The sequence below is a fragment of the Advenella incenata genome (assembly GCF_004217095.1).
Lineage (GTDB): Bacteria > Pseudomonadota > Gammaproteobacteria > Burkholderiales > Burkholderiaceae_B > Advenella > Advenella incenata.
On record NZ_SHKO01000001.1, the window covers coordinates 2,224,063 to 2,245,165 of the forward strand.

A 21,103-nucleotide genomic window follows, 5' to 3' on the forward strand; every position below is an offset into this window, starting at 1 on the left:
AATCGAAGTGACCGAATTTGATTACACCTGCCTTGGGATTATCGCTATCTCGGGGCTCCTTGGATTAATGAGAGGGTTTCTCAAGGAAGCCTTCTCATTAATCGCTTATGCCGCCGCATTTATTGGCGCGATCTGGTGGGGCCCGGTGGTTTACCCCTGGGTGATGCAATACATCAACAACGCGCTGATCAGCATGGGCATCGGATATGCGGTGGTGTTCATCGCCATTTTACTGGTTGTCGGTCTGGTCAACGTGACGCTGGCAACCCTGATTGAAGCCACCGGCCTGGGACCAGCTGACCAGGGGCTCGGTATTTTGTTCGGCATCGCCCGCGGCGTCATGATTATCCTGATACTGGTTGTGCTTGCCGGATATACGCCATTTCCCAAGGAACCCTGGTGGGTCAATGCCAGGTTTTCGCCGATGGCGATGATGGCGGTGCATGAAATCAAGTTGCGCCTGCCGGACAGCATCGGATCGTATTTACCTTATTAGTTTGTTCCCTTAGTTTTTCTCTCTCGTATTTTTCAGGATAGGCTTTTTATGTGCGGAATTATCGGTATCGTCGGGCGCGGTCCAGTGAATCAACTGGTGTACGACAGTCTGCTGTTACTGCAACATCGTGGACAGGACGCAGCCGGCATTGCGACCGCCTACGGCAACCACTTCAACATGTACAAGGCCCATGGCCTGGTGCGCGACGTATTTCGCACTCGCAATATGCGCGATCTGCCCGGCCATTCTGGTATCGGGCAGGTGCGTTATCCAACGGCAGGCTCCAGCGATTCGCTGGAAGAGGCGCAGCCATTTTATGTTAACGCGCCTTTTGGCATTACATTTGCGCATAACGGCAATCTGACCAACTGGCGTGAATTGCGCGAGTCGCTATTCAAGGTGGATCAGCGCCACATTAATACCAATTCGGATTCTGAAGTCTTGCTCAATGTATTGGCGCATGAGCTGCAGTCGGCGGCAAAGGGCAGTAGCCTGGATCCGGCCGCGATGTTCAGCGCGGTCGCTGCATTGCACCGACGTGTCAAGGGTGCATACTCGGTGGTTGCGCAAATCGCCGGATATGGACTGCTGGCTTTCCGGGATCCGTTCGGCATCCGGCCGCTGTGCCTGGGCAAGTTTGAATCGGAACTGGGTGCAGAATGGATGGTGGCGTCTGAATCGGTTGCGCTTGAAGGCAGCGGGTTTGATTTCGTTCGTGATATTGGCGCCGGTGAAGCCGTGTTCATCGATCTGGACGGTAATGTGCACGAGCAGCAATGCGCCGACAATCCGGTGCTCACGCCCTGCATTTTCGAATATGTCTATTTTGCCCGTCCCGATTCCACCATTAATGGTGTGAATGTGTACAATGCGCGCCTGAAAATGGGTGAGTACCTTGCTGATAAAGTGGCCAGGCAATTGCGCCTGCGGGAAATTGATGTCGTGATGCCTATTCCCGATTCTTCCCGGCCGGCCGCCATGCAGCTGGCATCCAAACTCAAGCTTGAGTATCGTGAAGGCTTCATCAAGAACCGTTATGTAGGGCGTACCTTTATTATGCCCGGGCAGGCGGTGCGCAAAAAATCAGTCCGCCAGAAATTGAACGCCATGAGCGTTGAGTTCAAGGACAAAAACGTGCTGCTGGTAGATGACTCCATTGTGCGTGGCACGACCAGCCGCGAGATTGTTGACATGGCAAGGGCGGCAGGGGCCCGGAAAGTGTTTTTCGCATCGGCCGCGCCGCCTGTCTGTTTCCCCAATGTCTACGGTATTGACATGCCAACCCAGGATGATCTGATTGCCAACGGCAGAACACCTGAAGAAGTTGCTGCCGAGATCGGGGCAGACGGCCTGGTGTATCAGGACCTGGCTGACCTGAAAGCGGCCATTACGGATTTAAATCCGGCGCTCACTCAGTTTGAAGCTTCCTGCTTTGATGGCCACTATGTTACTGGCGATGTTGATAGCGCCTATCTGGAAAGATTGCGTCTGACCCGGCACCAGGTCAAGGAAGGCCAGGCGGTTGGCGGGCTGCAATTTAATATGGGGTATGCAGCCAACGCTTAAGCGTTGCATATGCCTGGGTTTCTGTCCGTGCAAAGCGGCAGGGACGCCATTTATTTCGTCGCACCCGGGTTCAGCCGGGTGCGACGGCTCTGACCAAACAAGCACAGTGCCGCCGCAATAAAACGGGCGTCATTCCGGCAAACCTTGGCAGGCTGCGGAATGTTAGCAGGCTGCAGAATTATTCCAAAGACTGATCCCATTTGCTTGGGCAGCATTAGCTCGTTGCCGTCCAGCGTATTTGAGAATATAATTGACATATCATCTATTGGTAAGTCATTTATGTCTCGCACAAATACAACTGCAAAGCCGGATGTCGGACGAGCGCTACTCTCTCTTTCGGGGCAAATCAATCGCCAGTGGCGCAGGGCGCTGGATCGTCGGCTGCAGCCTTTGGGGTTGACCGAGGCTACCTGGTTACCGTTGCTGTACATCGCAAGGGCGACGCAGCCATTGCGTCAAAAGGATCTGGCCGCATTGATGGGGCTCGATAGCTCATCGGTGGTGCGCCTGCTCGATGGTCTGCAAACTGCGGGTTATATCCAGCGCCTGGAAGGCACGGACCGGCGTGAAAAAATCATCCACCTCACAGATACCGGTAAGCAAACCGTATCCAGCGTCGAGCAGGTCGTGCTTGAAGGCCGGCGCCGCTTGTTCCTGGATATTGATGGCGCAGACCTTGAAACAACCCGATCGGTAATGCAACAGCTTTTGGGCACGCTTGAATCGCTGGACGGCGCGCTCTGGGCCGATACGGATGGCGCCGATTCACATGCCTGAAAAAATCGTCCTGCGCGCGCCATTGTGGTTGCTGGTGCTGGTAACTTTGAGCGGCACACTGGCTATGCATATGTTCGTGCCGGCCATGCCGGATGCTGCGGCCGATCTTGGCGCCAGCATGAGCGCCATGCAAATGACGATCAGCCTGTATATTCTAGGCCTGGCTTTCGGCCAGTTGATTTACGGTCCGCTATCTGACGGGTTCGGCCGGCGACCCCTGCTACTCGCGGGCCTGTCTATCTATGTGCTGGCCGGCGTTGCGGCTGCCTTGTCGCAAAGCGAGTCTACGCTGGTGCTGGCGCGGCTGTTTCAGGCGTTGGGCGGATGCGCCGGCCTGGCGCTTGGACGGGCCATTGTGCGCGATACGGCGGCAGGCGATAGCGCCGTCAAGGATCAGGCGTTGCTCAATCTGATCATGATGGCCGGGCCTGGCCTGGCCCCGTTGCTCGGTTCGTTTCTTACCTTGCATTTCGGTTGGCGAGCTGTTTTCTATGCGCTCGTATTGCTGGGTGTGATTACCTTGCTTTCGACCTGGCGAATGCTGCCGGAAACCGGCGCGCCAACCGGCAAAGTGCGGCCGGCCGCCTTGGCCTCGGATTACAAATCGCTGCTGCGTTCACCTTCGTTTTTGGCTTACGCATTTGGCGGTGGCTGCGCTACGACAGCCATCTATTCTTTTATTGCCGCCGCGCCTTTCATCATTACCATGGATCTGCATCGATCTGTACAAGAGGTGGGCTTATATCTGGCCCTGTTGATTGTCGGGCTGTCGGTGGGCAATGCAGCGACGCGGCAACTGATTGGTCGTTTTTCGCTGGAGCGGCTACTGATTGGCGGCAATGCACTAAGTGTTGTTGCGGCCTTGCTGCTGCTGGGTATTACGCTGGCCGATCTACTGCATATCGTGAGCGTGACCGCGCTGATGTTCGTGTTTGCTATCGGCGCCGGCATTGCCAGTCCGGCGGCCCTGACCAAGGGGCTGAGTGTCGATCGCCACCTGATAGGCTCAGCAGCAGGCCTGTATGGTTTTACGCAAATGTTGGTGGGGGCCATCTGTACGTCGCTTGTCGGGCTTGGAAACAATCCCGCACTCACCGCATTTACGGTACTCGCATGTACAGCTATCCTGGGTCAGGCCGGATTATGGTTCGGCATGAAACAGGACCGGCGCATGGCCCATAACGTACTGGCTTCGGATGCGTCGACGGGTCACCACTGAAGTTGTGTTCGGGTAACGCGGGGCAATATTATCCAAGGCGGGAAGTGCGCTGCGTTTTTCCGAACAACGCGTAGCCACTCAACACCAGTAGTACGACAAACAACAGTAACGCCCACAGGACATATTCAACCCCAAACACGCTTACTTTGGCATCCATGCAGGTGGCGTAAATGCCGAAAAGCCAGGGCGCCAAGCCATCAAGTCCGGTCGTTCTGGACATGAAAATATCGGCAAATGTGCGATCGCACGAGACCATTTCTGACGCTACCGTATGCTGATACCACGCCGCTACGATGCCGGCGATGGACAGCGCGAACGATAACAGCGCCATCATGCGCTTGATTGCCCCAGGAACCAGGTTGCCCAACAGGCAGACGCCGGCGATGACCAATAGAATGAGCCGCTGTAACACACACCACGCGCAGGGCGGCATATTGAAAACATGCTGGCTGACAAGCGCAACAGCCAATGCAAGCAGGCAGAGCAGGGCAATAAGATTCAGGCGAGACTGGGTCATAAAGAGGTTCTGGAGTAGGTTGAATAAATATCGGCAAACAGGCGCATGATCAGCTCATGTGCGCCGTCCCACATAATCTGGACACCGATACACAGCAGAATGAAAGCGGACAGTCGCATGAATACGGCGGTCCCTGAAGCGCCCAGGCGGGCAAGAAATCTTGCGGCAAAACGCAAGCAAAAAAACAGGATAGCGCTGACGCTGATCACGGCCAAGATCATGGCGCTCACGCTCATGACGCCGGCGCCTGCACTGATAAAATCAAAAGATGCCCCAACAGTAATGGCAGCAGATATACTGCCCGGTCCGCAGGCGATCGGGAAGGTGAGTGGATAAAAGGCGCTGGATTTTACTTTTTCCTGCGAATAATTTTCCACCAGTTTTTCATGCGCATCGGTATCCGGATCTTTGGCATTGACCAGTTGCCAGGCGCTGGCCACGACCAGCAGGCCGCCACCGACACGGACAATGGGTAGTGATAGACCGAAAAAACTCAATACCATATTGCCGAACAGTGCCGCAAGCGTGAGCATTACAAAAACGTTGATTGAAATGCGCTTGGCCAGTTGCCGTCGGGTTGAGGCGCTGGCCCCTTCGGTCATGGTCAGGAAAATGGGCGCAACTGCGGGCGGGTTTACGATAGGCAGCAGGGTGGCAAGGACAAACAGAAAACTGCGGCTGAAAATCAGGATATATTCATTGATGCTCATTGTTGTCTATTTCTGCGCGGTCAGGTTGTTGATTGCGGTGAGCAAGTCACGCTTGAACTGCATTTGGGTGCGGGGATTATCCAGCGCGCTGCCGCCAAGAATGAAAATATCCTCCACACGGTCGCCCAGCGTCATAACCTTGGCCATTTGCAGGTTAATCTGGTGCCGCTTAAAGGTGTTGGCAAGAGCATAAAGAATACCAGGGCTGTCCATCGCTGTAATTGACAATCGCCAGTACTGACTGTTTTCGTCGGGCAAAAGTTCAATCAGGGGTACCAAAGGAAACGTGCGCGAGCGGCGAACATTGGCCCCCACCACATAGCGGTTGCTCGTTAAGGTCAAGGGTTCGTTCTGCGCAGGCAGTGGTTCGTTCAGCCGGTTGCGCAAGCCGTGCTCGATCAGCGGCACATTGGAGCGGATGTCCGCGTCAATGGCTGCGCTGTCCACCACGAAACTGTCCAGCGCGTAGCCCTGGCGCGTCGTGTGGATGCGGGCGTCCAGAATATCAATGCGCTGTTCGTAGAAGTAGGAGCAGATTTGCTCAAATAGATCAGGGCGATCGGGCGTGTACACCATCACCTGAATGCCTTCGTTATTTTCAGTAGGACGGGCGCGTACCTGGGCACCCACCTGCGGCAGCATGCGATATAAAAGGCGGGTATGCCACGCGATATCTCTGGCTTCGTGACGTAAAAAATAGGCGACATCCAGGGTATTCCAGAACCGGTCCCGATCCTGGTCGCTGATGCCCGAAAAACGTACAAGCGCAATCGCGTCGTTCTTGCGCTGCGTCAGTACCGATTGCCGGTCAAATACGTTGCTTCCCAAGGCGGTCAGCGTGTAATGATAAAGGTCTTCGAGCAGTTTTCCCTTCCATGCGTTCCACACTTTGGGGCTGGTGCCGCGAATATCGGCGACCGTGAGCAAATAAAGGGCGGTCAGGCGGCGTTCGGTACCAACGATATCTGCAAATTCCTGAATAACCGAGGGCTCAGACAGATCTCGTTTCTGGGCGAACGAGGACATGGTCAGGTGATGCTCTACCAGAAACTCGACCAGCGCCCGATCTTGCGGCTCCAGATTATGGTCGCGAGCGAACTTGCGCACTTCCAGTGCGCCCAATGTCGAGTGATTGCCGCCACGTCCTTTGGCAATATCATGGAACAGGGCAGCCACGTACAGCAGCCAGTGCTGGTCCATGTCGGCAATCAACCGGCTGGCCAGCGGATATTCCTGGGCATGTTCAGGCATGGTGAAGCGACGGATATTGCGGATCACCATGAGCGTGTGCTGGTCAACGGTATAGACGTGAAACAGGTCATGCTGCATTTGTCCCACGATTTTCCGAAACACCGGAATGTACTGGGGCAATATGCTGAGCATGGTCATTCGTCTGAAGCTGTGCACTATGCCGGTGGGCTGCTGCAATATCTGCAGAAACAACCATTTGTTTACGGGATTGCGGCGAAACTGTGCGTCAATCCGGTGGCGTGAGCTCCAGATCTGTCGTTGCAGCTTGGCCGACATGTCATTGACTTCAGGGTGTTGCTGCAATACCAGAAACGCTTTCAGAAGCAGTTGTGGTTTGCGTTCAAATGCATCGTCTGCGACAAGATCAAGCTGTTGGCCGACACGGCAGAAATCTTCATCGATCATGACGCTGCAATCTTTGACCGGGAAAAAATACTCCCGGAAGCTTTGCATCATGATGTGGTTCATCAGATAGACGATTCTGGCAGCCCAGTAGTAGCGCTGCATGAGAATTTCGCCCGGGCGCCGGGTGTCAGTGGCCTTGATGCGGTACACCTCGGCCAGCAGCGGCTGGTTGTGGAACATCAAGCGATCATCACGTTTGCCCGCAAGCACATGCAGGTCTATGCGCAAGCGCTTGAAAGCCTGCTCGGCCTTGGCGCATTTGGCCGCTTCGTCGCGCGTCATCATGCCATGTGCGACCAGATCGCGCCAACTGCCGGACAGTCCGGCGGCAAGACTGATCCACCGGATCATTTGCAGATCGCGCAGCGCCCCCGGGGATTCCTTGCAATTGGGTTCAAGCGAATAGGGGGTGTCACTGTAACGTGCATATCGCTGCTGCAACTCGAGCTGCTTGGCCAGAAAGAAATCCTGGGGATTCAATTGTTCGCGAAAGCGGGTCTCCAGCGTGGATACAAGCTTGCGATTGCCCAGAATGAAACGCAACTCAAGCAAGCCGGTTTCAATCGTGATGTCGGCGGCGCTCTCGCTCAGGCATTCGTCGATGGTCCGCACGCTATGGCCGATATCCAGGCCCAGGTCCCATAAGGACGATACGAATTGCTCCAGAAGTACTTTGTCGCCATCCTCGGGCGCTCGCTGCAAAAGAATAAGCAGGTCAATATCCGAATAGGGAAACAGTTCGCCGCGGCCATATCCGCCGATTGCGCACAGGCTGGCACCGGCCGGCAAGGGAAAACTGGCCGCCATCTCCTTCATGGCCTGGTCTGTGTGTTTTCTGAGCGCCACGAGCAATGAATCCGGACGCGAGCGGTGCTGGCGGTAATTGTCCAGGGCCTGTGTTTTCAGCGCCTGCAAACGGTTGCGGATCGCAATAGCCGGGCTCACGGTGTTCATGAATGTCCTTCGGGCCTCATGGGGTGCAAACTGGCGGTCAGGGCAGGTTCGCGACAAATGCGGGCGGGGCGGGCATGCCCGGCGAGCGCGTCAATACATCGTAGCCATTCTCGGTTACGATCAGCGTATGCTCCCATTGTGCAGACAGGCTGTGGTCGCGGGTGACTACTGTCCATTGGTCCGCCAATACCCGTGTTTCGCGGCGACCGGCGTTGATCATGGGCTCAATGGTAAATACCATGCCCTGTTTCAGGGTGAGGCCCTCGCCAGGCTTGCCATAATGAAGCACTTGCGGATCTTCATGAAAGCGCTGACCGATACCATGTCCGCAATATTCCCGAACGACAGAAAAGCCGTTGCTTTCGGCGTGTTTTTGAATCGCGTGGCCGATATCGCCAAGCGTTGCGCCGGGACGCACTTGTTCTATTCCGAGCCACATGCATTCATAGGTAATGTCGGTCAGGCGCCGGGCCAGAATGGACGGTGCGCCCACGTAGAACATGCGGCTGGTGTCGCCAAACCAGCCATCTTTGATGATGGTGACGTCAATATTGAGCACATCGCCCGATTTGAGCTTTTTGTCACCTGGAATGCCATGACAGATGACATGGTTGACCGAAGTGCACACCGCACCGGTAAAGGGCGGGTAGCCAGGGGGCTGATAGCCGATGGTGGCCGATTCGACGCCCAGTTCTGTCATGAAATCGTGACAGATTTTGTTAATTTGGCCGGTAGTCATGCCCGGTTTGATGTGCCCGGCGACATGATCAAGGACCCGGGCGGCGTCTTCGCAGGCTGCCCGCATGGCGTCGATGTCTTGCTGATTTGTGAGTGTGGCCATAACTGCTTGAGTAAATGAGTGAAATAATAGTAGAATTATAGGCTTTCCCGGATTTGTTTGGCGAATCTTTGGTAGATGTGACTGGTTAAGGCTGGTTAAAAGCAGCCGGTAATCAGGTTGCCCGGGGTTGTAGTATAGTTTACAGGGCAATGGCCCTGGCTTGCAAAACCGTGCGAAAACCGTGCATTACGCCCCGTCATGTCGAGCTTATAGCCACGCGATACCGCTGAATATCGCCTAATCCAAGGTCATTAAGCAAGGTCATTTAGGCCAATCGTTGATACCAAGAAGGCAGGTATTGAGGGGCACCACGTCAAGGCGTGCCTGCTTATGGCAGGTAGGGCGGGGTGGCGGGAAAAATGCCGAAAAATGTCAGTAAAGCTTGTTTTTTATTTAATAGCGCGCCGTTTTTCCTAGGGTGTTGATTATATACAACAAAAATCAATATCAAGACGGTGCAGGAACCTAACCCTTTGGAGTTACAAATAATGTCATTAATGCGTGAAATGCTTGAAGCTGGTGTGCACTTTGGCCACCAAACCCGTTACTGGAATCCTAAAATGTCTCAGTACATTTTCGGTCACCGTAACAAAATCCATATTATCAATCTGGAAAAAACCGTTGCTCACTTTCTGGAAGCCCAGAAATTTGCACGCCAAATTGCCTCACGTGGCGGCAACATCCTGCTCGTGGGAACAAAACGCGCTGCCCGTGAAATTATTGCCGAAGAAGCGGCACGTTGCGGTATGCCTTTTGTAGACAGCCGCTGGCTGGGTGGCATGATGACCAACTTCAAAACGGTCAAAACGTCCATCAAACGTCTCAAGGACATGGAAGCGGCCGTTGCCGACGGCAGCAAAGAGCGCATGAGCAAGAAAGAAGGCCTCATGTTTGATCGCGAAATGGACAAGCTGAACAAATCCATTGGCGGCATCAAGGATATGAACACCTTGCCTGACGCGTTGTTCATTATCGACGTCGGCTATCACAAAATCGCCATCCAGGAAGCCCGTACACTGGGTATCCCCGTTATCGCAGTTGTCGATACCAATCACTCTCCTGACGGCGTTGAGTACGTTATCCCAGGTAACGATGACTCTGCCAAGGCGATCGCGCTGTACGCAAAAGGCATTGCAGACGCAGTTCTGGAAGGCCGCGAGCAGAACCTGAATGGCGTGGTTGAAACCATCGTCGAAGGTGAAGAAGAGTTCGTCGAAGAAGTGCCGGAAAACAACTAAGCGTTACTGCAGCACAATGCGCCCGTCGCTCTCGGGCGCATTCGTCAAATCCGTCAATACTTGCAGCGCGGTTTGCCGTTATCATGTCATCCGCGCCTGTTATTGTCACTATTTCGAGTGGCACGGGCCTGTTCCGGGTCGCTTCTCTTTCCTGCCATAGCAGGATCGTTTAATAAATTTAACTGGAGTTATCATGGCTGTGATTACCGCCTCAATGGTCAAAGAGTTACGGGAAAAAACCGACGCCCCCATGATGGAATGCAAAAAAGCCCTCTCCGAAGCAGAGGGCGATATGGTGCGTGCAGAAGAAATTCTGCGTATCAAACTGGGTAGCAAAGCCAGCAAAGCCGCTACGCGTGTGACTGCTGAAGGCCTGATTGGCTTGTATATTGCTCCCGAAGCAAAAACCGGCGCCGTTGTCGAAGTCAATTGCGAAACAGACTTTGTTGCCAAAAACGAAGATTTCATTAATTTTGTCAACAGTGTTGCCCAGCTGATCGCTGAAAAGAACCCTGCTGATGTTGCGGCCCTGGCCGACTTGCCGATGGGCGAGGGCACGGTTGAAACGACGCGCGCTGCGCTGGTCGGCAAGGTTGGTGAAAATATGGCCATTCGCCGTTTCACCCGTTTTGAAACCGAAGACCAACTGGCCAGTTATGTTCATGGCGGCCGCATTGGTGTTCTGGTTGACTACAAGGGTGATGCCGAAGTGGGTAAAGACCTGGCCATGCACGTTGCTGCTACCAAGCCTAAAGCACTGGATGCTTCTGGTGTTGCTCAGGCTGATATCGATGCCGAGCGCTCTGTTGCCGAACAGAAAGCGGCCGAGTCAGGCAAACCTGCCGAGATCGTTGCCAAAATGGTCGAAGGTTCTGTTGCCAAATTCCTCAAGGAAGTGACATTGATGAGCCAGCCTTTCGTCAAGAACGATAAGCAAAGCGTTGAGCAAATGCTTAAAGAGAAAAAAAGCGGCATCAATCGCTTCTCTCTGTTTGTTGTTGGTGAAGGCATTGAGAAGAAAACGACCGACTTTGCTGCAGAAGTGGCTGCCGCAGCAGCCGGTAACTAACTGCTCGCTATTGCGGTCGTGTTTTGCAGTAGCTTATGCAAATATGACCGGCAATAAAGCAGTCGCCAAATACAGGCCACCTGAGCACATACGGGTTGTCGGTTCAAAGAATCCCCTTTTAAGGGGATTCTTTTTGAATTCCGTAAATGTCATAGCCAGAGTGGTTACAATAGCGTGTCAATTTTCAAAGGTAGTTCGGCCATGAGCAGCAAATACAAACGTGTGCTTCTAAAACTTTCGGGTGAAGCGTTAATGGGCGAAGACGCCTACGGTATCAACCGCAGCACCATCAATCGCATGACCGGTGAAATCGCTGAAGTCTCGCGCATGGGCGTGGAGCTGGCCATTGTGATCGGTGGCGGCAACATTTTCCGCGGTGTAGCGCCCGGCGCCCAAGGCATGGATCGCGCAACCGCCGACTATATGGGCATGATGGCCACGGTAATGAATGCGCTGGCGCTGCAGGATGCGCTCAAGGCGCATGGTGTGGTCACCCGGGTGCAGTCGGCCCTGAATATTGACCAGGTCATCGAACCCTACATCCGCCCCAAGGCGCTGCGTTACCTGGAAGAGAAAAAAGTCGTCATTTTTGCGGCCGGCACCGGTAATCCGTTTTTCACGACCGATACGGCTGCCGCCTTGCGCGGCGCAGAAATAGGCGCAGAGATCGTTCTGAAAGCGACCAAGGTCGATGGTGTCTATTCAGCTGATCCTAACAAGGATCCTACCGCAACGCGCTATTCCCGTATCAGTTTCGATGAGGTTATTACGCGCCGCCTGGAAATCATGGATGCCACAGCGTTTGCGCTTTGTCGCGACCAGAAACTGCCTATCAAGGTGTTCAATATCAACAAACCGGGCGCGCTTGCCCGCGCAATTTGCGGTGAAGATGAAGGCACGCTTGTACACGTATAAAGGAAAGAAATGAGTATCTCCGAATTGCAAAAGTCGGCCGAGAGCCGCATGAATAAATCACTGGACACCCTGAAAACAAACCTGTCCAAAATCCGTACGGGCCGTGCGCACGCAGGCATTCTGGATCAGGTCAATGTGGACTATTACGGCTCTGCGGTGCCGGTCAGCCAAGTGGCCGCAGTCAATGTTGTTGATGCGCGTACCTTGAGTGTCCAGCCTTGGGAAAAACAGATGTCCGGCCCGATTGAAAAGGCGATTCGCGAGTCCGATCTGGGTCTGAATCCGGTATCTATGGGTGAGACGATCCGCGTACCCATGCCGGCCCTGACCGAAGAGCGCCGCCGTGATCTGGCCAAAGTGGTCAAGAGCGAAGGCGAAGATGCCAAGATTGCGGTGCGCAATCTGCGCCGTGACGCGAATGAAAGTTTCAAGAAATTGCTCAAGGACAAGGAAATTTCTGAAGATGACGACCGTCGCGCCCAGGATGTCATCCAGAAAATGACGGACCGCTTTGTTGCTGAAATCGACAAGGTCGTTACACAGAAAGAAGCCGAAATCATGACGGTTTGATCGTGCCGGCACCTTTCCGACGGCATTGTTTTTAACTGAATAGATCAACTCATGAATCCAAGTTCCACACTCTGCGTTCCAGAGACTGGCAACATTCCCAGGCATATTGCAATTATCATGGACGGAAACGGGCGCTGGGCGACGCGCCGGTTCATGCCGCGGACAGCGGGCCATGCCAAGGGCGTGCAGGCGGTGCGACGGGTTGTGGAATATTGCGGCGCCAATGGCATTGACTACCTGACTTTGTTTGCCTTCAGTTCCGAAAACTGGCGCAGGCCGCAAGAAGAGGTGTCGCTGCTGATGAAGCTTTTTGTGCAGGCGCTGGAAAAGGAAGTCTCCCGCTTAAACAGCAATAATGTCCGACTGCGGGTGGTAGGCGATCTGTCGCCGTTCGAACCATATTTGCAGAAACTGATCCGGGATGCTGAAGCTACGACGAGTGGTAACAGCGGCCTGACGCTGACTATCGCCGCCAACTACGGCGGGCGCTGGGATATCCTGCAGGCATTTCGCAAAATGTTGCAAGCGCACCCGGAATTGGCTCAGGATTCGACGCAGGTATCCGAGCAGATGCTCGGCGAGTATCTTTGCATGAACTGGGCTCCCGAGCCCGATTTGTTCATTCGCACTGGCGGCGAGAGCCGCATTTCAAATTTTCTTGTCTGGCAACTGGCCTATACCGAATTATATTTTACCGACTGTTACTGGCCTGATTTTGGCGCCAAGGACATGGATCGGGCCATCGAGTGGTATCGTGGGCGTGAACGCCGATTCGGCCGAACCAGCGCGCAAATTTCGGATGATTCCCCGTCCGCCTGAAGGAGAGCGCATGTTATTGCAGCGCATCATTACCGCGGTCGTTCTGTTGATCGTTCTGCTGCTGGTCAGTGTTTTTTTTGCGCCAGTCTACTTTCGCATCTTTGTCGCCATAGCGAGTGCCATTGCATTGTGGGAATGGCTGCGCCTGACTGCCTCGGCAAATGCTGCGCGAATTATCGCCATTATTTATCTGATTGTGGCGGGGTGGACTGCGGTCGCCGCTTTTGATAATGCCGTTGTGACCACCGCGGGCGCCGCGTTCGCCAATATGCCGTGGGCCGACTGGATCAGGCCTATTGCCGCTGTCGTTGCCACGCTGGGGGTGTTGTTCTGGACAGTGGCTGTGCCGCTTATCCTGAATCGCGCCGATACGCAGCGTGCGCCGGTTAGCGTGCTCAGCAGTCTGGCTGGTATTGTTGTCGTTGGCGGCAGTGCGCTTGCCCTGGCGATGCTACATCAGCAACATGGGGTCTGGTTCATTTTTTCGTTCCTGGGCGTGATCTGGTGCGCAGATACCTTTGCCTATTTTGGCGGCAAACATTTTGGCGGTGCCAGGCTGGCGCCGGCCATCAGCCCGGGTAAAACCCGTTCGGGCGCGATCTGCGGCCTGATTGCAGCGGTTATCTGGATGCTCGCGACAGTGTATGTCGATGGCAGCTTTGCCAGCTATGTGCACCAGTATTTTCCCATGCCTCTTGTGCTGTTGGTTGGGGCTGTGCTGGCAACGTATTCCATGATCGGCGATTTGTATGAATCGCTGATCAAGCGCCGCGCAGGCATTAAGGATTCAAGCAATCTTTTGCCAGGACATGGCGGAGTCTGGGACCGGTTCGATTCAATTCTCTCGGTCACCCCGCTGGTCCTTGCTTTATGGATGTTGATCCGGCATTTTCATTAACGGCGCTTGCGCCCAAACACTTTTCCGGAAAAGAAAGTCCATGCAGAATATTACGATTTTCGGAGCAACCGGATCGATTGGCGACAGTACTCTTGATATTGTGCGCCGGCATCCAGACCGATTCAGTGTGTATGCGCTCAGTGCCCAGCGACGCATGCAAAAACTGGCGCAGCTTGCGTTGGAGTTTTCGGCCAAAGTGGTCATTGTTCCCGATGTTGATGCTGTTGATGCGTTCCGCGAGCACTGGCCTGCCCAGCATGAGCTGCCAGAGATCAGGATGGGCGAACGCGGATTGTGCGAGACGGCCAGGGATTCCGAGACAGATTGCGTGGTGGCGGCGATTGTCGGCATTGCTGGCCTGGCATCGGCGTTCGAAGCCGCACAGGCGGGCAAGCGTATTTTGCTGGCCAACAAAGAAGCGCTGGTTGCTGCCGGCTCGTTATTTATGCACACAGTGCAAACCCATAACGCGCAATTGCTGCCCGTCGATAGCGAACACAATGCCATTTTTCAGTGCCTGCAAAATGGCAGGGAAAAGCAGCAAATACAGCGATTGATCCTCACTGCCTCTGGCGGCCCGTTTCGTGATACAGCCATCAGTGAGCTGGAACATGTAACGCCTGAACAGGCTTGCCGCCATCCGAACTGGAGCATGGGGCAGAAGATTTCCGTGGATTCGGCAACGATGCTCAATAAAGGCCTGGAAGTGATCGAGGCGCACTTTCTATTCGGTCTGGCGCCAGACAAGATCGACGTGGTCATTCATCCCGAGAGTACGGTGCACTCCATGGTCGAGTTCATCGACGGCTCGTTGCTGGCCCAACTGGGCAATACGGATATGCGCATTCCGATTTCCTATGTCATGGGGTATCCTGAACGCATCGAAAGCAACACGCCAGCCTTCGATCTGCGCAAGTTGCAGCAATTGAATTTTTCACTCCCCGATTTTGCGCGCTTCCCCTGTCTGAAACTGGCCTTCGATGCTTTGCACGCAGGCCAGGCCGAATGTATTGCCCTGAACGCTGCAAACGAGATCGCCGTGGCCCATTTCCTGCAGGGCGGTTTGCGCTTCACCCAAATTGCCCAAGTGATCGACCGGGCGCTGGACTGGCAAAGCGGCCAGACCAGCCCCATCGGCCACATTGATGATGTTTTCCAGCTCGACCTCCTGGTACGCGAACGCGCCAGGACGTTTTTACCTGCTTCGGCCTGACTATTATGTTTTCCAGTATTATCTTTTTCATTGTCACGATCAGTATTGTGGTGGTTTTTCATGAGCTGGGGCACTATCTGGCTGCACGCCTTTGCGGTGTTCATGTGGAGCGGTTTTCACTTGGCTTTGGCAAGGTGCTGCTTAGCCGGCGCGATACCCGGGGCACAGAATGGGTTATTTCGGCGTTGCCGCTAGGTGGCTACGTAAAGCCCCTGGCTGAACCCGAGGCCGGTGCCATGGATCGGCCGGGCAGGGGAGCCATGAGCGAAAAATCTCCCTGGCAACGCATGCTGATTTTTGCTGCGGGCCCGGCATTCAGCCTGCTGCTGGGCATTCTCATTTATTCGGTCATGTACATGGCCGGCAGTAATGTACCGCAGGCGATCCTGGGTACGCCGGCTGCCGGAACGCCTGCTCAGGTTGCGGGCGTCAAGAAAGGCGATCGGGTGATCGGCCTGAATGGCCGTAACGTTCACTCCTGGACCCAGTTGCAACAGCAACTGCTGGAACCCATGATTCTGGGACAGTCGGTCACATTGCAATTGCGGGACCAGAGCAATAACGATCGTGATGCTACGATTGCCTTGCTGCCTGCCCCTAAAGATCTTGAAGGGGTCAATCTGTCCAGACTGAACGGGCTGGATATTGATGCACCGCCTCCCAGTGCCGCGCAGGTTATTTCCGGCGGCGCCGGCGAAGCCGCCGGGATAAAGCAGGGTGATGTTATTGTGCAGGCTGGCGCCCATACAGATTTGAATGCGCGTGCATTTATCGAGGAAATCGAGAAAAATGCAGGTCAGGATGTGCCCCTGGTTGTCTTGCGCGATGGTCAGCGTGTCACGCTCAATGTAACGCCGCGCCCGACCAAAGGCCCGGATGGCGTCTCGCAGGGTAAAATCGGCGTGGCGTTGCAGTCTGGCTACCCAATGACATTCGTGCGCTACGGTTTGGTTGAAAGTGTGGCCCTGGCCACCACGAGAACGCTCGATACCGCCTGGTTTTCGGTAAAAATGCTGGGCAAAATGGTTATTGGGCAGGTTTCCTGGAAAAATATCAGCGGACCGGTCACCATTGCCGACTACGCGGGCAAATCAGCCAGCCTGGGGTTCGAGCGATTCATCGAGTTCATTGCGCTGATCACGATCAGTATCGGTGTACTCAACCTCATCCCGATTCCCGGTCTGGATGGCGGGCAAATGCTGTTTGCATTTTTTGAAATTGTGCGGGGTCGTCCCTTGCCGGCATTTGTGCAGGAAAAAGGCCTGGCATTGGGTTATATGCTGTTGCTTGCCCTGATGGTGGTGGCATTTCTCAATGATGTCATGAGAATTACCGGATAACCCTGGTGATGCCGCTAACGTATTAACATACAAGGAAAATTGCTGACAAGACGCTGTGTTCTGGCATACAATTTAGCGCTTATGCATATCCGAATCCACAAGGAAAGTCCGAATGTCTTTGAGACAGCTTAGTTCAATGAAAAAGAAAGCGATCCCGGCTCTGATCGCGATGCTCATTCTTCCGCAGGCATCTTTTGCATTTGCGCCATTCGTGGTGCAGGATATTCAGGTAAAAGGATTGCGCAGTACCGATCCGGCTACCCTGTTCAATTACGTTCCAGCCCGTGTTGGCAAACAATTTACAGAAGAGCAGGCTACAGACTCGGTCAAGCGCCTTTTTGCCACGGGCCTGTTCAATGATGTCAATATTTCGACACGTAACCGTGTCGTGTATGTGGATGTGGTAGAGCGTCCGGTTATTTCATCGGTCACGTTCGACGGAATGAAGGCATTCGATAGTAAAACCATTACAGAAACACTGTCTGGCGTGGGCTTTGGGGCAGGCCGGGCTTATGATGAAGCCTTGCTTGAACGCGCCAAAAATGAAATTCGGTCGCAATATGTTTCAAAAGGACATTATGGCACCGAAGTGAATTCGGCCATTACACCCTTGCCCAATAACCGGGTCGGCATCAGCTTCACCGTTCAGGAAAGCAGTATCTCCCGCATCCGGGACATCCATTTCGTGGGTAATGAAGTGTTCTCCGAGGGCACACTGCGTGATCAGATGGATATGACCACACCTGGTTATATGACCTGGTATACGGGCTCTGACAAATACTCACGTGAAAAACTGGACAAGGACACTGAATCCATCCGTAAATATTACCTGGATCGTGGTTATCTGGATTTCGCCATGGATTCGCCACAGGTCAATATCACACCCGATCGTGAAGATATTTCAATCAATCTGACCGTCAACGAAGGCAAGCCGTACAAACTGCGCAAGGTGCAGCTGGCGGGGAACCTGATGGGACTGAACAACGAGCTGCAGGCGCTGATTGAACCGAAGCCCGGTGAAACCTACAGCGAAGAGCGGGCGCAGAAAACGACGGATGCCATCAAGAGTTATCTGGGTGGCCTCGGATATGCGTTTGCCAACGTCAATGCCAATCCGGTGACCGATAAGGAAACCCAGGAAGCCGATCTGACCTTTTTTGTGGACCCCGGTCGCCGCGTTTATGTAAACCGTATCAATATTGGCGGTAACGTACGTACGCGTGATGAGGTTATTCGTCGTGAAATGCGTCAGCAGGAAGCTGGATGGTACGATGAAAACCGTCTTTCCCAGTCCAAGGACCGGGTCAATCGTCTGGGTTATTTCAACAGTGTCGACGTGACCCAGATGCCGGTTGCCGGCACGGATGACCAAGTCGACGTGAATGTAGACGTCAAGGAAAAGCCTACTGGCCTGATCAATCTTGGCGTGGGCTACGGCACGACCGACAAGCTGTCGTTTACCGCCGGTATCAGCCAGGAAAACGTTTTTGGTTCGGGCACCGATCTTGGTCTGCAGCTCAATACCAGCAAACGCCAACGTAATATCAGCCTGACCCACACCGATCCTTACTGGACAACCAGTGGCATCAGCCGTACGACCTCGCTGTATTACCGTACCGAAACACCGCTTAACTACAACGTTGAGCAGGACGAAGATTCTTACCGCACCCGTACGATCGGCCTGGGCATGAACTTTGGCGTACCCATTTCCGAAAATGACCGGATTATTATGGGTGCCACTTTCGAGAACAGCCAAATCAAGCTGCCCAGTGAGAACTCAGGCTATCTGATTCCCAAGGCTTATCGCGATTTTGTAGACGATTACGGTGATTCGACCAACGTGCTGATGCTCAATCTGGGTTGGAGAAAAGATACCCGCGACAACGCACTGGCGCCAACACGGGGCTATCTGAGCTCCGTACAGGGTACACTGGGTGTGGGTGATCTGAAATATTATATGTTAAGCGCTCAACAGCAGTATTATCTGCCACTGGGCAAGGACTATACGCTGGCGTTCAATGTGAGTGCCGACTATGGTCGTTCGCTGTCCAACGACAAGCCATTCCCGGTCATCAAGAACATTTATGCGGGCGGTATCGGTTCAGTACGTGGTTATGAAGGCGCCTCGCTGGGTGCGCGTGATCCTGTATCCGGAGACTATCTGGGTGGTTCAGCGCGAGTTGTCGGTAATGTGCAGTTGTATCTTCCATTCCCTGGCACGCATAATGACCGCACGTTGCGCTGGTTTGTCTTTGCCGATGCTGGTAAGGTGGGTACGACAGGCAAGGCAAGTTGCACCACCGGTAACGCGGATGAAGGCGGGATTGTCGAAGATCCTTGCGGCTGGCGTTATTCGGCCGGTGTAGGCCTGTCTTGGCAGTCACCGCTGGGGCCGCTGGAAATTTCCTATGCCCATCCGATCAGTCCCAAACCTGGTGATAACAAGCAGAAATTCCAATTCCAGATTGGTACGTCATTTTGATTCTTTTGCCGTAAGTAGTCTGTTGTAACACGTCTGCAGTCGCCCCAAGCGGGCGACAGACGTCATTGCCTGCTTTTTAACGCTATAATCAATTTTTTCTCTGAAGGTTAATGTATATGAGTTTTAGCTTGGCACATACGAAGTTCAACAAACGCACAATTAACCAGTTGCTTGTGGCTACTGTGCTCGGCGTTTCTGCATCTTCTGTTGCATTTGCACAAACTGCCGGCAAAGCTGCAGACAAAAAACCGGCAAATGCGTCTTCAGCATCCGCCGCGACTGAAGGTGCTCCGGTTTCCAATATCAAAATTGGTTTCGTCAATACGGAAAAAATTCTGCGCGATTCAGCGCCCGCGAAAGACGCCCAGACTAAAATCGAAGGCGAGTTCAAAAAACGCGATGCTGAACTTCAGAAGCTGGCCAGCACGCTGCGCACCAAATACGAAAGTTTCGACAAGAACGCGCCCGTCATGTCCGATGCGGATCGGACCAAGGCCCAGCGCGAACTGTCTGATCTTGATACCGACCTGCAGCGCAAGCGTCGCGAATTCCAGGAAGACTTTAATCGTCGTCGTAACGAAGCCTTTTCCGGTATTGTCGAGAAAGCAAACGCAGCGATCAAAAACATCGCCGAAAAACAGAATTACGATCTGATCGTGCAGGATGCGGTAACCGTCAGTCCACGTATTGATATTACCGATACTGTTATCAAAGTTCTCGACAACGGTAAATAAACATGGTGCAGGATCCTGAGACTGTTCACGCGGTAACGCTGGACCGCCTGCTTAGTGCAGCCGATACACAGGGTCTGGAGTGGGAAATAAAAAATCCACAGGGCAGGGCGATGCCGGTGATTACTGGCATCGCATCCCTGACGCATGCGACTGCGCAATCCATCAGTTTTCTTTCCAATCCCAAGTTCTTCGAACAACTGGCCACCACCAAGGCCGCAGCGGTCATGCTGCCTGCCCGTGCGCTTGAGCACCTTCCCTCGCAAACGCCATTCCTGGTGGTATGTTGTGAAGACCCGTACCTGCTGTATTCACGGCTGAGTCAATGGTTTGAGAAGCAGCGTCTGGCAAGGCTGTCGCGTACTATTCATCCTACGGCCGTCATTCATGAAAGCGCCCGCATTGGCAATGATGTTGCCATTGGTCCGCATGTAGTCATTGAAGAAAACGTGCAAATCGGCGATGGCGTTACCATCGGCCCCGGCTGCGTCATTGGCCGTCAATGCCATATCGGTGCAGATAGCCTGTTGCATGCCCGCGTGACGTTTTATGCCGATGTCCGTCTGGGCGAGCGCTGCATTATCCACAGCGGAGCGGTGCTGGGCGCGGATGGTTTCGGTTTTGCGCCGGACGCAACGAAAGAGGCGGGCGGCTGGTCCAAAATTGTCCAGTTCGGCGGCGTCGTTCTTGGCAACGACGTTGAGATTGGCGCCAATACCACGATCGACCGCGGTGCGCTGGACGATACCGTCATCGGCAATGACGTGAAGCTGGATAATCTGATTATGATCGGACACAACGTGCAGATCGGCGATCATACGGCAATGGCCGGCTGCGTCGGCATCGCCGGTTCCACGACCATTGGCAAACGCTGCACCATTGCCGGTGCGGCCATGCTTTCGGGACACATTGCGCTAGGCGATGACGTGCACATTTCCGGCGCGACGAGTGTCATGTCCAACATCAGCAAGCCCGGGCGCTACACCGGCGTATTTCCTATGGCCGAGCATACTGTTTGGCAGAAAAATGCTGCCGTCCTGCTGCAGCTTGCCCAATTGCGCCGTCGCCTGCGCGATCTGGAAAAGGCATAAT

Annotated in this window: 19 protein-coding genes; 15 read left to right on the forward strand and 4 right to left on the reverse strand. The window is 54.0% G+C overall.

Features of this window, described 5'->3' with window-relative positions:
- The first annotated feature begins 7 nt into the window (after positions 1-7).
- The 4 genes from EV681_RS10035 to EV681_RS10050 all read left to right on the forward strand — a co-directional run bounded on the left by EV681_RS10035 (position 8) and on the right by EV681_RS10050 (position 4,058).
- Positions 8-496, forward strand: a complete 489-nt coding sequence (locus tag EV681_RS10035) for a CvpA family protein (protein ID WP_128394236.1) — start codon at positions 8-10, stop codon at positions 494-496.
- A gap of 48 nt (positions 497-544) precedes the next feature.
- Positions 545-2,062 carry an amidophosphoribosyltransferase gene (purF, locus tag EV681_RS10040; protein WP_128394235.1) on the forward strand — a complete coding sequence of 506 codons (1,518 nt, stop codon included), beginning with the start codon at positions 545-547 and terminating at the stop codon, positions 2,060-2,062.
- 279 nt (positions 2,063-2,341) lie between these two features.
- Positions 2,342-2,839, forward strand: a complete 498-nt coding sequence (locus tag EV681_RS10045) for a MarR family winged helix-turn-helix transcriptional regulator (protein WP_130303845.1) — start codon at positions 2,342-2,344, stop codon at positions 2,837-2,839.
- Positions 2,832-4,058, forward strand: a complete 1,227-nt coding sequence (locus EV681_RS10050) for a multidrug effflux MFS transporter (protein WP_130303846.1) — start codon at positions 2,832-2,834, stop codon at positions 4,056-4,058. The genes EV681_RS10045 and EV681_RS10050 overlap by 8 nt, the downstream gene beginning before the upstream one ends.
- Positions 4,059-4,086: 28 nt before the next feature.
- On the opposite strand, the gene EV681_RS10055 is transcribed toward EV681_RS10050, so the two are convergent.
- The 4 genes from EV681_RS10055 to map are packed head-to-tail and all read right to left on the reverse strand — an operon-like array spanning position 4,087 to position 8,736.
- Positions 4,087-4,575, reverse strand: coding sequence for a disulfide bond formation protein B (locus EV681_RS10055; RefSeq protein ID WP_128394232.1), 489 nt, complete (start codon positions 4,573-4,575; stop codon positions 4,087-4,089).
- Complete coding sequence (locus EV681_RS10060) at positions 4,572-5,285, reverse strand: MarC family protein (RefSeq protein WP_128394231.1); 714 nt, start codon at positions 5,283-5,285, stop codon at positions 4,572-4,574. Before EV681_RS10060 ends, EV681_RS10055 begins: the two co-directional genes overlap by 4 nt.
- Positions 5,286-5,291: 6 nt before the next feature.
- Positions 5,292-7,895: a [protein-PII] uridylyltransferase gene (locus EV681_RS10065; protein WP_128394230.1), complete on the reverse strand. Its 2,604-nt coding sequence runs from the start codon at positions 7,893-7,895 to the stop codon at positions 5,292-5,294.
- 37 nt (positions 7,896-7,932) lie between these two features.
- Entirely contained in the window at positions 7,933-8,736 is an 804-nt protein-coding gene (gene map / locus EV681_RS10070) for a type I methionyl aminopeptidase (RefSeq protein ID WP_128394229.1), read from the reverse strand.
- A gap of 488 nt (positions 8,737-9,224) precedes the next feature.
- Between map and rpsB the strand changes: the two genes are divergently transcribed.
- The 11 genes from rpsB (at position 9,225) to lpxD (ending at position 21,102) form a co-directional block, all read left to right on the forward strand.
- Positions 9,225-9,974: a 30S ribosomal protein S2 gene (gene rpsB, locus EV681_RS10075; RefSeq protein WP_128394228.1), complete on the forward strand. Its 750-nt coding sequence runs from the start codon at positions 9,225-9,227 to the stop codon at positions 9,972-9,974.
- Positions 9,975-10,167: 193 nt separating this feature from the next.
- Entirely contained in the window at positions 10,168-11,043 is an 876-nt protein-coding gene (gene tsf, locus EV681_RS10080; RefSeq protein ID WP_130303847.1) for a translation elongation factor Ts, read from the forward strand.
- A gap of 201 nt (positions 11,044-11,244) precedes the next feature.
- Complete coding sequence (gene pyrH, locus EV681_RS10085) at positions 11,245-11,958, forward strand: UMP kinase (protein ID WP_128394226.1); 714 nt, start codon at positions 11,245-11,247, stop codon at positions 11,956-11,958.
- A 9-nt stretch (positions 11,959-11,967) separates the two neighbouring features.
- Positions 11,968-12,528 (forward strand): ribosome recycling factor, encoded by a 561-nt coding sequence (gene frr, locus EV681_RS10090; protein ID WP_128394225.1) that lies wholly within the window; start codon positions 11,968-11,970, stop codon positions 12,526-12,528.
- Between the two features lie 51 nt (positions 12,529-12,579).
- Positions 12,580-13,347 carry a polyprenyl diphosphate synthase gene (uppS, locus tag EV681_RS10095; protein ID WP_128394224.1) on the forward strand — a complete coding sequence of 256 codons (768 nt, stop codon included), beginning with the start codon at positions 12,580-12,582 and terminating at the stop codon, positions 13,345-13,347.
- A 10-nt stretch (positions 13,348-13,357) separates the two neighbouring features.
- Positions 13,358-14,245, forward strand: a complete 888-nt coding sequence (locus EV681_RS10100) for a phosphatidate cytidylyltransferase (protein WP_165392998.1) — start codon at positions 13,358-13,360, stop codon at positions 14,243-14,245.
- A 40-nt stretch (positions 14,246-14,285) separates the two neighbouring features.
- Positions 14,286-15,458: a 1-deoxy-D-xylulose-5-phosphate reductoisomerase gene (gene dxr / locus EV681_RS10105; RefSeq protein WP_130303848.1), complete on the forward strand. Its 1,173-nt coding sequence runs from the start codon at positions 14,286-14,288 to the stop codon at positions 15,456-15,458.
- Between the two features lie 5 nt (positions 15,459-15,463).
- Positions 15,464-16,798: an RIP metalloprotease RseP gene (gene rseP / locus EV681_RS10110; RefSeq protein ID WP_128394221.1), complete on the forward strand. Its 1,335-nt coding sequence runs from the start codon at positions 15,464-15,466 to the stop codon at positions 16,796-16,798.
- 112 nt (positions 16,799-16,910) lie between these two features.
- Positions 16,911-19,280, forward strand: coding sequence for an outer membrane protein assembly factor BamA (gene bamA, locus EV681_RS10115; protein ID WP_130303849.1), 2,370 nt, complete (start codon positions 16,911-16,913; stop codon positions 19,278-19,280).
- A 116-nt stretch (positions 19,281-19,396) separates the two neighbouring features.
- The gene (locus tag EV681_RS10120; RefSeq protein WP_207227026.1) at positions 19,397-20,014 is read left to right on the forward strand and encodes an OmpH/Skp family outer membrane protein; all 618 of its coding nucleotides are present in this window, start codon (positions 19,397-19,399) and stop codon (positions 20,012-20,014) included.
- Positions 20,011-21,102: a UDP-3-O-(3-hydroxymyristoyl)glucosamine N-acyltransferase gene (gene lpxD, locus EV681_RS10125; protein ID WP_207227057.1), complete on the forward strand. Its 1,092-nt coding sequence runs from the start codon at positions 20,011-20,013 to the stop codon at positions 21,100-21,102. Before EV681_RS10120 ends, lpxD begins: the two co-directional genes overlap by 4 nt.
- Position 21,103: the final 1 nt, after the last annotated feature.